This is a genomic window from Streptomyces ficellus, assembly GCF_009739905.1.
Classification (GTDB): Bacteria; Actinomycetota; Actinomycetes; order Streptomycetales; family Streptomycetaceae; genus Streptomyces; species Streptomyces ficellus_A.
Map to the genome: position 1 here is coordinate 6,714,960 of NZ_CP034279.1, position 12,528 is coordinate 6,727,487.

Annotated in this window: 9 protein-coding genes; 3 read left to right on the forward strand and 6 right to left on the reverse strand. The window is 74.2% G+C overall.

Annotated elements, in window-relative coordinates:
- Positions 1-28 precede the first annotated feature (28 nt).
- The gene (locus tag EIZ62_RS30185) at positions 29-2,398 is read left to right on the forward strand and encodes a SpoIIE family protein phosphatase (RefSeq protein WP_156695830.1); all 2,370 of its coding nucleotides are present in this window, start codon (positions 29-31) and stop codon (positions 2,396-2,398) included.
- 75 nt (positions 2,399-2,473) lie between these two features.
- The gene (locus EIZ62_RS30190; protein ID WP_156695831.1) at positions 2,474-3,511 is read left to right on the forward strand and encodes a DNA topoisomerase IB; all 1,038 of its coding nucleotides are present in this window, start codon (positions 2,474-2,476) and stop codon (positions 3,509-3,511) included.
- Position 3,512: 1 nt separating this feature from the next.
- Here EIZ62_RS30190 and EIZ62_RS30195 read toward each other — a convergent pair whose 3' ends face one another.
- On the reverse strand, positions 3,513-4,247 hold the full coding sequence (locus tag EIZ62_RS30195; protein ID WP_156695832.1) for an SDR family oxidoreductase: 735 nt from the start codon (positions 4,245-4,247) through the stop codon (positions 3,513-3,515).
- A 374-nt stretch (positions 4,248-4,621) separates the two neighbouring features.
- On the opposite strand from EIZ62_RS30195, the gene EIZ62_RS30200 reads away from it, so the two are divergent.
- Complete coding sequence (locus EIZ62_RS30200) at positions 4,622-5,845, forward strand: MFS transporter (protein WP_244376037.1); 1,224 nt, start codon at positions 4,622-4,624, stop codon at positions 5,843-5,845.
- 403 nt (positions 5,846-6,248) lie between these two features.
- Here the strand turns inward: EIZ62_RS30200 and rfaE2 are convergent, their stop codons facing one another.
- From rfaE2 to EIZ62_RS30225, 5 genes are all read right to left on the reverse strand, one after another.
- Positions 6,249-7,652, reverse strand: coding sequence for a D-glycero-beta-D-manno-heptose 1-phosphate adenylyltransferase (gene rfaE2, locus EIZ62_RS30205; protein WP_156695834.1), 1,404 nt, complete (start codon positions 7,650-7,652; stop codon positions 6,249-6,251).
- Positions 7,649-8,320, reverse strand: a complete 672-nt coding sequence (locus EIZ62_RS30210) for a D-sedoheptulose-7-phosphate isomerase (RefSeq protein WP_156695835.1) — start codon at positions 8,318-8,320, stop codon at positions 7,649-7,651. Before EIZ62_RS30210 ends, rfaE2 begins: the two co-directional genes overlap by 4 nt.
- 134 nt (positions 8,321-8,454) lie before the next feature.
- A complete protein-coding gene (locus tag EIZ62_RS30215; RefSeq protein ID WP_156695836.1) occupies positions 8,455-9,858 on the reverse strand; it encodes a glycosyltransferase in 1,404 nt (467 codons plus the stop codon).
- On the reverse strand, positions 9,855-10,820 hold the full coding sequence (locus tag EIZ62_RS30220; RefSeq protein ID WP_156695837.1) for a glycosyltransferase: 966 nt from the start codon (positions 10,818-10,820) through the stop codon (positions 9,855-9,857). The genes EIZ62_RS30215 and EIZ62_RS30220 overlap by 4 nt, the downstream gene beginning before the upstream one ends.
- A gap of 16 nt (positions 10,821-10,836) precedes the next feature.
- The gene (locus EIZ62_RS30225) at positions 10,837-12,504 is read right to left on the reverse strand and encodes a carbamoyltransferase family protein (RefSeq protein WP_156695838.1); all 1,668 of its coding nucleotides are present in this window, start codon (positions 12,502-12,504) and stop codon (positions 10,837-10,839) included.
- Between the last annotated feature and the right edge of the window lie 24 nt (positions 12,505-12,528).

Genomic DNA, 12,528 nt, shown 5'->3' on the forward strand with positions numbered 1-12,528 from the left:
CCATGAGGAGACGGAGAAGGCAGGTGCCATGAGCGCGGTGCACGCGGCCGAGGGTGCCGACTTCCGCGGCCCCCTCGACGTCACGAAAGCGGCCACGGCCGTCCTCGACGCCGACGGAACCGTCGTCGGCTGGGGACCGGCCGCCCACGCCCTGCTGGGCTACCCGCCCGACGAAGCCGTCGGCAGCCCCATCGGCACCTTCATCGTCGACCGCCCCGGCGAGTACGACATGGCCACCCCCCTGCCCGGCGCCGCCCAGGCCCGGCGCCAGGTCGTCCACATGCGCCGCCGCGACGGCCACATCGTCCGCGTCGCCACGGCAACCCTCCCGCTGTCCCACACCGGCAAGGGCCCCGCCCGGCTGCTCGCCATCGCCGACGCCGACGAGACGGAACGCTGGGAAGCCCTCCAGTCCATGCTCCGCGGACTCGCCACCCAGTCACCCGTCGGCCTCGCCATCTACGACACCGACCTGCGCGTCGTATGGACCAACCACGCCCTCTACGAGGAAATGGGCACCCTCCAGTACGCGGGCCTCGGCCCCGACGAGATGGTCACCCACGGCCAGGTCCTCTCCGACGGCCACCCGGCCACCCTGACCGAGGCCATGCAGCGGGTCCTCGACACCGGCGACACCGTCATCGAACTCCACTACAGCGGCCGCCCGCCCGCCGACCCCGAACACGACCACGTCTGGTCCTGCTCCTACTACCGGCTCCAGGACGGCAACGGCCGCGTACTCGGCGTGTGCGAGGAGACCGTCGACGTCACCGACCGCTACCTCGCCCAGCAGCGCCTCGACCTCCTCGTCCGCGCCGGCCGCCGGGTCGGCACCTCCCTCGACATGACCCGCACCGCACAGGAACTCTCGTCCGTCGCCGTACCGCAGTTCGCCGACGGCGTCACCGTCGACCTCATCGACATCGTCCTCGAAGGCGACCAGCCCGCCCCCGGCAGCACGAGCACCCGCGTCGTACGCGTCTGGGAAGGCCCCGCCCCCGACACCACACCCCAGGTGATCGACCACCCGGCGGACTCGCTCCAGGCCCGCTGCCTGGCCGCGGGACGCCCCGTGCTCGAGAACCCCGCACACGACGGCCCCGCGCACTCCCGCCTCGCCGTCCCCCTGCGCACCGACGGCGCCTCGCTGGGCGTTGTCACCTTCCGCCGGGACCACCACCCCGACCCGTTCGAGGACGACGACGTACCCCTCGCCGACGAACTCGTCGCCCGCGCCGCCGTCTGCATCGACAACGCCCGCCGCTACACCCGCGAACACGCCGCCGCCCTCACCCTCCAGCGCAGCCTGCTGCCCCGCAAACTGCCCCGCCTCACCGGCGTCGACGTCGCCCACCGCTACCTGCCCGCCGACAGCAGCGCCGGCGTCGGCGGCGACTGGTACGACGTCATCGCCCTCTCCGGCACCCGCGTCGGCCTCGTCGTCGGCGACGTCGTCGGCCACGGCGTACGCGCCGCCGCCACCATGGGCCGCATCCGCACCAGCGTCCGCGCCCTCGCCCGTCTCGACCTCCCGCCCGACGAACTCCTCACCCGCCTCGACGAACTCATCACCCAGGACGCCCACGAACAGACCGCCGTCCAGGCCGAGCCCGACGACCCCGCGCTCGGCGTCACCTGCCTCTACGCCGTGTACGACCCGGTCACCGGCCGGTGCAGCATGGCCCGCGCCGGCAGCCCCCTGCCCTCCGTCGTCGACCCCACGACCGGAGAGATCACCCACCCCGACGTACCCGCCGGACCACCGCTGGGCCTCGGCGGCCTGCCCTTCGAAAGCGCCGAGTTCACCCTTGCCGAAGGCAGCCTCATGGCCCTCTTCACCGACGGACTCGTCCAGGGCAGGGACCGGGACCGGGACACGGAACTCGACGCCCTGCACACCGTCCTCGCCGAACACCGGCTCCCCCTGGAAGAGCTGTGCGACCGCGTCGTCACCACCCTCCTCCCCGGCCCCGTCGACGACGACGCCGCACTCCTCCTCGTCCGCACCCGCACCCTCGACAGCCACGAAGTGGCCGCCTGGGACCTCACCGGCGAACCCGAAGTCGTCGGCCGCGCCCGCGCCCTGGCCACCGGGCAGGTCGACGCCTGGGGACTCGACGGCGAACTGTCCTTCACCACCGAACTCGTGGTCAGCGAACTCGTCACCAACGCCATCCGGTACGCCTCCGGACCCATCCAGCTCCGCCTCATCCGCGACCGCGCACTGATCTGCGAAGTCTCCGACACCGGCCACACCTCACCCAACCTCCGCCGGGCGGCCGGCGACGACGAAGGCGGCCGCGGCCTGTTCCTCATCGCCCAGATGACCCAGCAGTGGGGCACCCGCTACACCCCCACCGGCAAGACCATCTGGGCCGAACAACCCATCCCACCCTGACGTTTGCACCCACACCCACCCGGAAACACGGTGAATCCCCAGCGGCCGTAGCGTCACACCGACGAGGAGGACCCGTTGCGCCTCTACCACAGCCGCCCCACCGACCCCGGCCACCGCCGCCGGCGCCACGGCCGGGGCTTCCGCTACCTCGACCCCTCCGGCAACCCCCTGCGCGACCCGGCCGAAACCGCCCGCATCAAAGCCCTCGTCATCCCCCCGGCCTGGCAGGACGTGTGGATCTGCACCCGTGCCAACGGCCACCTGCAAGCCGTCGGCACCGACACCGCCGGCCGCCGCCAGTACCTCTACCACCCGCAGTTCCGCGCCGAACAGGAACAGGCCAAACACGAACACGTCCTGGACATCGCCGAACGGCTCCCCGACGTACGCCAAGCCGTCGACGCCCACCTCGGCGACCGCGGCCTCACCCGCCGGCGCGTTCTCGCCACCGCCGTACGCCTTCTCGACCTCGGCTTCTTCCGCATCGGCAGCGACCGCTACACCGAAGTCAACAGCAGCTACGGCCTGACCACCCTCCTGCGGGAACACTCCCACTGCCAGGCCGGCGCCGTCGTCTTCACCTATCCCGGCAAGCACGGCAGGGAACTCGTCCAGACCGTCGCCGACCCACCGACCTGCCGCAGCCTCACCGCCCTGCTCCGCCGCCGCGGCGGCGGCGGCGACCGGCTGTTCGCCTACTGGGAACGCCCCGCCTGGCAGGACGTCACCGGCGCCGACGTCAACGCCTACCTCAAGGAACAGGCCGGCGTCGAGATCACCGCCAAGGACTTCCGCACCTGGCACGCCACCGTCATGGCGGCCGTCGCGCTCGCCGTCTCCCAGCCCGTCGCACGCAGCGAGAGCGCCCGCAAACGCGCCATCGCCCGGGCCGCGCACGAAGTCGCCGGATACCTCGGCAACACCCCCGCCGTCTGCCGTGCCTCCTACATCAACCCCCGCGTGATCGAACTCTACGAGGAAGGCGTCACCGTCGCCGCCACACTGCCCCGCCTCGGTGACGAGGGCGTCTACGGCGTCCCCGCCACCCAGGGACCGACCGAACGCGCCGTACTGCACATGATCCGCACCGGACGCCCGCCCGGAAAGACCTGACTCACGGCCACGACGGCTCCCTGCGCGGCACCACCACCAGCTCCGACACCGCACTGCCCGCCGGCACCGACAACGCGTACAGCACCGTGTCCGCCACGATGTCCGGGCTCTGCAGCATCGACACATCGGCGTCCGGGAACCGCTCCAGGATGAACGGCGTCTCCATACCGCCCGCGATGACCCCCGTCACCCCGATGCCCGGACAGTCCCGCTGCGCCTCCTTGAACAACGTGTGCGTGAAGGCCCGCAGCCCCGACTTGCCCGCCGAGTACGGGCCCGCCTCCGTCCACGTCCGGTTCGACGCCGTCGACAGGATGTTCACGATGTGACCGCCACCCCTGGCCACCATCCGGCGGTACGCCTCCAGGCACAGGTACATCGGCCCCAGCAGGTTCGTGGTGACCACCCGGGTCACCTCCTCCGCCGTCAGGTGCTCGATCGGCTTCGAGACGTCCACCGCGGCGTTGTTCACCAGCACGTCCACCGCCTGACCGTCCCGCTCCAGCTCCCGGAACACCTCCCCGACGGCCCGCGCGTCCCGCACGTCCAGCTCCACGAACCGGGCGTCCCGCCCCTCCACGGCCAGCTCGTCGCACAGCTCCCGCGCCTGCTCCTTGCGCACGTCCGCCACCAGCACGGACGCGCCCGCACCGGCCAGCCTCCGGGTGATCGAAGCACCCAGCCCACGCGCCCCACCCGTCACCAGCGCCTGCTTGCCCCGAAGAACGCCGTCCATCCTCCGCACCTCCATGTGCTGCTCACGGCCTGAACCTCCACTGTGGCCTGCGCCACTACGCAAAGCACCTCGGCCAGTCACTGTGAGCAAGCGCACCAGAAGTACGAAAGCGCAGCTCAGCACCCCCGCAACCACCGAAACCACCCGTCGGCGGACCCCTCACGGGGCCGCTTCCCCCCAACCCTTCTGCCACCATGGTCGACGCCGCCGGAACGCCTCCCACGAGGCCCGCGGCAGCAGACCGATACCGGTGGACCGGCCGTGCAGCGCAGCAAGAGCCCCCATCTCCGCCGTGTTCCGCCATCCGAGTCCCCCGGTCAACCGTGTCTCTTTCCTCTCCCCACTCCCCGTGGCGCTCCCTGACGTACCGCAGCATGCGCTGGTGGTCCCTCGCCAACCTGGTGTCCAACGCCGGCACCTGGATGCAGCTCACCGTCCAGAACCTGCTGGTCCTGCAGATCACCGGCTCCGCCGCCGCCACCGGCCTGTCCCTCTCCGTCCAGGCCGCGCCCGGCCTCCTCATGGGCGTCGCCGGCGGCGCCGCCGTCGACCGCTGGCCCCGCAAGCTCACCGCCGCCGTCAGCCAGGCCCTGCTCGGCACCGTCGCCTTCACCACGGCGCTCCTCATCGCCTTCGACCAGCTCAACCTGCCGGCCCTCATGGCCCTCGCCGCCGTCACCGGCCTCATCGCCACCGTCGACGGGCCCGCCTGCTCCCTGCTCGGCAACGACCTCGTCCGCGCCGAGGACGTGCCGTCCGCCATCGGCGTCGGGTCCCTCGTCAGCAACGCCGGCCGGCTCGCCGGCACCGGACTCGCGGGCCTCGCCGTCGGCGTCTTCGGCACGGGCGCCGCGTACGTCGCCAACGGCGTCTCGTTCCTGTTCGTCGCCGCCGTCATCCCGTTCCTGCGCCCCGTGACGCACACCGTCACCCGCAAGGCCGCACCCGCCGACACCGACGACGACATGTCCGTCCGCGAGGGCCTGCGCTTCTTCGCCCGCCGCCCCCGGCTCGTCGCCCTCGCCGGCATCACCGGCATCAGCGCCATCTTCGGCCGCAACTACGGGCTCACCCTCGCCGTCCTCGTCACCGGACCCCTCGCCGGAGGCGCCGGCTCCTTCGGTACGGTCTCCACCGTCCTGGCCGTCGGCGGCATCATCGGCGCCGTCCTCGGCGCACGGCTCCGCAAGCCCTCCGTACGCCTCGTCGGCACCCTCGCCGCCGCCGGCGCGCTGCTCCAGGTAGTCGCCGGGCTCTCACCGTCCCTCGCGGTCCTGCTGATCCTCGTCCTGCCCATGGCCGTCGTCGAGTCGGTCTCCGACACCGCCGGCACGACCGTCCTCCAGACCGACCCGCCCGCCGAGATGCGGGGCCGCGTCCTGGGCGTCTGGGGCAGCATCAAGACCGTCTGGGGCCTGGCGGGCCCGCCCGCGCTCGGCCTCCTCATGGAGCTCGCGGGCGCCCGCGGCGCGCTCGTCGCCGGCGGCCTGCTCATCGCGGGCGCGATCGGGGCGGGCCACCTCCTGCGCCGCCGCGCTCCCACCCCCGTGCTGACGCCCGTCCCCGCGCCCCGCCCGGCGCTCTCCACCGCCGCGTAACGGCCCACGCCCCGCACCCGGCGACGTACCCGGGGCGGGGCCGTGCCCCCCACCGTCCCGCAGCCGGCATCCGGCCGGGGTGGGGCCGTGCAGGGTCGCCCCCGCAGGGGACCGGCGGCGTTACCGGGGCTCCCCTTACGCGTAACCCGAGGCCGCCGGCCCCGAGGAGGCGAGCCCGGAGGGGCCACGCCCCACCCCCACCGGCAGCCCACCGAGCTGCACCGGAGCGAACCGAGCACAGGCACCGCCCCAGTCCCGTTGTGCCCACCCGTCCCGCCCTGCGGGACGATTGCCCACAACGGGGGGAGCGGCCCTGCGGGACGATTGCCCACAACGGGGGGTGGGGAGCCGCTCCGCGGGACGATTGCCCACAACGGGTGGGTGGGAGCCCGGCGGGCGCGGGTTACCGGCCCGGGGGGCGGATGGGGGTGGCGGCTTCGGCGGCACGGCGGGCGAGGAGCGTGGTGGAGCGGCCGTCGAGGTACGGGAGCACCACCGCCTGGCCGCCCCAGGTGTGCAGCACCTCCGCCTCCGGCAGGTCCTCCGCCGAGTAGTCGCCGCCCTTCACCCACACGTCCGGCCGCAGCCGGCCCAGCAGCTCCGCTGGGGTGTCCCCGTCGAAGACGGCGACCGCGTCGACACTGCCGAGGCCCGCGAGCACCCGCACCCGGTCGGGGAGCGGGTTCAGGGGCCGGCCGGGGCCCTTGAGCCGTTCGACGGACTCGTCGGAGTTGACGCACACGATGAGGCAGTCACCGATCCGGCGGGCGCTCTCCAGCAGGCCCACGTGCCCGGCGTGCAGCAGGTCGAAGCAGCCGCCGGTGGCGACCACCGTCCCGCCCCGCGCCCGGACCTGCTCGGCCAGCACGAACGGATCGGCGGCGTCCGGCGCTTCCCGGGGCGTGACCGGGAGCGGCGTGCGCCAGAGCGACGGATTGCCCGCGCCGCCCGCGGCGACGAACGCGGCCGCCTCGGCGACCGCCCGCTGCACCGCCTCCTCGGGCAGGGCGCCGTCGGCCAGCGCTGCGGCCGTCGCGGCGGCGAAGCAGTCGCCCGCGCCGCACGCGTCGCCGTCGGCCCGGTAGGGCACGGGGACGAGCATGGGCGTCATGGCGCCCGGCCGGGTCAGCAGGACGCCCCGTTCGCCGAGGGTCACGGCGACGGCCGCCACGCCCCAGCGTTCGGCGAGGTCGGCGCCGCGCTCGGCGAACGCGCGCAGCGAGTCGTCGCCGCCGCGGCACAGGGCCATCGTCTCGGCGGCGTTGGGCGTGACGATCCGCGAGCCGGGCACGGGCGCGTCGCCCTTGAGGTGCGGGTCCCACACGACGGGCACCTTGGGCGCGACGGCGGCCAGGTGTGCGCGTACGGCGCCGGCGGTGTGCCGCCCGTAGTCGGCGACGAGCACGGCGTGGGCCTGTTCGAGGGTGTCGCGCACCGCCGCGTCCGGCTCGCCGGGGTCGCCGCCGCCGCGGTCGATCCGTACCAGGGGGCGGCCACCGGCGAGCACCCGGGTCTTGACGGGCAGCGTGCCGTTCAGCGGAAGTTCCACGACCCGTACCCGGCCGCGCAGCGAGCGGCGCACGGCCTCGCTGGCCGGGTCGTCGCCCAGCGCGGTCACCAGGACCACGTCCCGCCCGCCGTGGGTGGCGAGCGTGGCGGCCAGTCCGGCGCCGCCGGGGCGGCGCTGGTCTCCGGTGACGTCGACGACGGGTGCCGGGGCGTCCGGCGCGAGCCGGGTGGAGACGCCTTGGATGTCCTCGTCCAGCAGGACGTCACCGACCACGACCAGGGGCTTGTACGCGCTCATGACATCCTCCGCCGGGCCGCGACGGGCGCCGCCGCGCCCGCCGCACGAGCGGGCCGCCCCGCCGTCGCGTCAACTGTCGTGGCCACCGCCGCGTCGAAGGACTCGCACAGCAGGTGAACGGCCACGAGATGGGTTTCCTGAACGGTCGCGGTCGAGCCGGCGTCGACGCAGCAGGCCTCGTCGGCCGCCTCGGCGAGCGGGTTGGGCCGCGACCCGGTCAGCGCCCAGACCCGCAGCCCGGCCCGCCGGGCGGTCATGGCCGCCGCGATCAGGTTGGCGCTGTGGCCGGAGGTGGACAACAGGACCAGCACGTCACCGGGGCGGCCGTGCGCGGCGACCTGCCGGGCGTACACCTGGTCGAAACCGTAGTCGTTGCCGATGGCCGTCACGCTGGACGTCTCGGCGTGGAGGGAGATGGCCGAGAACGCGGGCCGTTCCCGCTGGTAGCGGCCGACCAGTTCGGCGGTGAGGTGCTGGGCCTGCGCCGCGCTGCCGCCGTTGCCGGCGGCCAGCAGCCGGCCGCCGACCGGGAGGACGGCGGCGAGGTGGCCGCCCCACTCCGTGATCCGGTCCAGGTGGTCGTGCCGGAACCGGGCGAGCGCGTCCTGAAGCGCCCGGCAGTGCTCGTGCGCCGCTTCGAGGGTGGGGGGGGCGAGGGGATCGGTCATGGCGTTCGGGCGTACCACGTCCCCGGGAACCCCCGGGGACGGCGGCGGAGCCCGCACCTCCTTCGGTCTTCGTCGTAACCGTGGACCGGGGCCGCGTCACCGTGGACCGGTGCCGTGGCCCGGACCGGGCGGGATCAGGCCACGCCCGTCACGGCGTGCCGGGCGGCGAGCACCGCGGCGTACTCCTTCTCGGTGGCCGCGGCGACCTCCGCCCAGCCGTACCGGCTGAGCACCCTGCGACGGCCGGCCGCGCCGCACGCGGCCCGCTGCGCCGGGTCGGCGAGCAGTTCCCCCACCGCGCGGGCCAGCGCGTCGGGGTCGCGGGGCGGCACCAGCCGCCCGGTGACCGGGTCGGCGACGGTGTCGAGCTGGCCGCCCACCGCACTGGCCACGACGGGCCGCCCGCACGCCATCGCCTCCAGCGGCACGATGCCGAACGGCTCGTAGTCCGCCGGGCACAGCACCACGTCGGCGCTGCGCAGCAGCGGCGCCACCTCCTCGGGCGGTACGCCCCCGGCGAAGTGGACCCGGCTCGCGACCCCGGCCACCCGGGCGATCTCCCGCAGCCGGCGCACCTCCGGGTCCTCGTCGAGCCGCTCGGGCGGCGGGCCGCCCACGACGAGCAGTTCGGTGTCGGGCAGCCGGGTCAGCGCGGTGATGGACACCGCCGCGCCCTTGCGGGGCACCAGCCGGCCCAGCTGGAGCAGCCGGTACCGCAGGCCGCCGTCCCGGTCGGCGGCCGGCCCGTCGGGGGTGAACTGTCCGGTGTCCACACCGCACGGCACCACGCCGACCTTGTCGGCCGGTATCCGCATCCGGCTCAGCTCGTACACCTCGTCGTGGCAGGTGGCGATCACCCGGTCGCAGCCGAGGCCGACCTCCCGCTCGCGGTCGACACGCTCCGCCGGGCTGGTGTCGGCGTGCTTCTGGTGACGGCGCTTCACCGTGCCCAGCGCGTGATAGGTGTGCACGAACGGCAGCCGCGCCTCCCGGGCGGCCCGCAGCGTGGCGACGCCGGACATCCAGTAGTGCGAGTGCACCAGGTCGGGCGGGCGGGCCCGCCACTCGCCGGCCATCCAGCGGCCGAACTCCGCCATGTACGGCAGGAGCGCGTCCTTCGGGATGGGCTCGGGCGGCCCGGCGGGCACGTGGAGCACCTCGACCCCGGGCCGCAGCGCGACCCGGTCGGGCAGGTCCCGCGTGTCGCGACGGGTGAAGACGGTGACGCGGTGGCCACGGTCGGCGAGGGCGCTCGCGAGGCGGGCGACGTGCACGTTCTGCCCGCCGGCGTCGACCCCGCCCAGCGCGGCGAGGGGGCTCGCGTGCTCGGACACCAGGGCGACGGACAGCCGGTTCCCGTTCCCGTCTCCGGGCCCGGCGCCGACGACGTCACCGGCACCGAGTCCCCTCGCCTCCGCGTCCAGCACTTCCAGGACTTCGGCCTCCGTGTCGATGTCACCGACATCACCGACTTCACCGATTCCGCCGACGTCACCGGCCGCGGTGCGATCGGGTTCCAGGGGATCGAGCGATGTCATGCGCGCACCTCCGTCATCACGCGCTCCCAGTCGTCCAGGAAGCGTTTGAGCCCGTACCGTTCGAGCGCCGCCTGGCGCGCCCGCGCGCCGTCCGAAGCGGCGGCCTCCGGCTCGTTCAGGTAGTGCCGGGCGGCCCGGGCGAGGACTTCGGGCCGGGTGGACAGCGTCCCGGCGCCCGCGGGCACCGCCTCGATCGCCTCCGTGGTCGCCAGCGCCACGACCGGCATGCCCAGGTGCATGGCCTCCAGCAGCGACAGGCCGAGCGACGTCCAGCGGACGGGATGCAGGTAGAGCCGCCGTTCCGCCATCGCCGCGTGCAGGTCCCGCTGCGGCAGGTCGGCGCTCCGGCAGCGGTCCTCCGGGATGCCGAGGTGCGCGGCGAGCCCCTCGGTGCGCATCCCGAACACGTCCAGGGGCGCCGCCTCCGACAGCGCGGGCAGCAGGTCCGTACCGGTGTGACGGCCGCGCCGCACCGGTTCGTTGACCACGATCGCCGCCCGTGCGAGCCGCCCGGTGTACTGGTGTCCCGGATCGACGATGCCGTGCTCGATCACCTCGGTCCGCGTCGCACCGTTGTCCCAGAACAGCCGGTTGAAGTGCGTGACGTGGACCAGCGTCAGATCGTCACGGTCCGCGCAGGGGTGCCGGGTGGCGGGGACGTTCCCGTCGGGCGCGTTGTGCTCCAGGTACACCGCCGGTACGTCCCGGCCGGGACGGCGTCCTCCCAGCCAGCGTTCGGCCAGGTCGAGTTCGTGGGGACGCTGGAGGACCACCAGGTCCACCGGCTCCTCGCGCAGCTCCTCGGGCGTCACCTCCCGTACCGAGTCGGGCCAGCTGAAGGTCCGGGCCCGGCCCAGCCCGTCGGGGCCCCGGTCGGGCGTCACGGGCACCAGGTAGGTGTGGGGCCCCTGCACGAACGCCGTCGTCCAGGACCCGTGCACATGCCACAGCAGGATGTTCATCGGCCGTCTCCTCCCGTCACCGCGACGCGTCGTCGGTGTCGTCGGACCGGAAGAAGTCGCCGCGCCGGACCGCGTACGGGCCGATGGCCAGCAGGTCGACGGGGGAGGAGCCGAAGCACTCCAGGGCGTCGCGCGGGTCGTCCACCATGGGCCGACCGGCCGTGTTGAGGCTCGTGTTGACGACCACCGGCAGCCCGGTGCGCCGCTCGAACTCGGTCAGCATCCGTGCGACCAGCGGCTCCGCCCGCCGGTCCACCGTCTGGATCCGCGCCGTGCCGTCGACGTGCACCACCGCCGGGATCCGCTCCCGCCACTCGGGCGCCACGTCGTGCACGAACAGCATGTACGGGCTCGGCGTCACACCGTCGAAGATTTCGCCCGCCCGCTCCGCGAGCACCATCGGCGCCACCGGCCGGAACTGCTCGCGCCCCTTGACGTCGTTGAGGCGCTCCAGATTGCCCGCGTGCCCGGGGTGAGCCAGCAGCGAGCGGTGCCCCAGCGCCCTCGGCCCGAACTCCGAACGCCCCTGGAACCAGGCCACGATCGCGTTGTCCGCCAGCGCCTCCGCCACCGTCTCCGCGATGTCGGCCGGCCGGTCGAACGGCACCGCCGCCGTCTTCAGCCACGCGCCCAGCTCCGCGTCGGACCAGTCGCGCCCCAGGTCAGCGCCGCGCATCGGGTCGGGGTCGTCCCCACCGCCCGCCGCCAGCAGCAGTGCCCCGCCGAGTGCCGTACCCGCGTCACCGGCCGCCGGCTGGACCCACACCCGGTCGAAGGGCCCCTCCCGGGCGATCCGCGCATTGGCCACACAGTTGAGGGCCACACCCCCGGCCAGGGTGAGCAGTCCGTCGTGGGTCTGCCCGTGCAGCCAGCGCACCAGGTCCAGCAGCGTCTCCTCCAGCACGGCCTGCGCGCTGGCGGCGGTGTCCGCGTGGTCCTGCGTCCACGCCTCGTCCGGGCGGCGGCGCGGGCACAGCTCCGCCCACGGCACACCCGTCGCGTGGAACCCGCCGTCCCCGGTGGGATACACCCACCGGCGCAGCTCCGGCAGCATCCGCGGCCGGCCGTGCGAGGCGAGCGCCATCACCTTGAACTCGTCGGAGGAGCGCAGGAACCCCAGATGCTCGGTCAGTTCCTCGTAGACCAGACCCAGCGAGTGCGGCAGCTCCTGGGCGTGCAGCGCCTCCAGCCGGTCGTGGACGCGGCGCGCCGCCAGGTGCGAGGCCCGCTCGCCCCGCCCGTCGAGGACCAGCACCGACGAGGTGTCGGCGCCCTCCGCGGCGAAGGCGCCCGACGCGGCGTGCGCCATGTGGTGCGGTACGAAGCGGACGATCCCCGGGTCCAGGCCGGGCAGCGCCGCCTTCAGGAAGCCGGGCGCCTCCCGCGCGTACGTCTGGCGAAGGCCGTCCCACGGGTCGTCCAGGCCCAAGTCGGCGGCGGAGCGCGCCAGTTCCGGGTCGTACGAGTACGCCACCGCGTCCAGGTCCTGGGGACGCAGACCCGCCCGCTTCAGGCACCAGGCCGCCGCCTGCTCGGGAAGTTCCCAGGCGGAGAACGGCACCGGCCGCTTCCCGTGCTTGCGGCGGGAGAACCGCTCCTCCTCCGCGGCGGCGACGGTACGGCCGTCGATGACCAGCGCGGCGGCGGGATCGTGGAAGAGGGCGTTGATTCCGAGAATGCGCATGGGGTGCCAGGCCTTTCGGCGAGT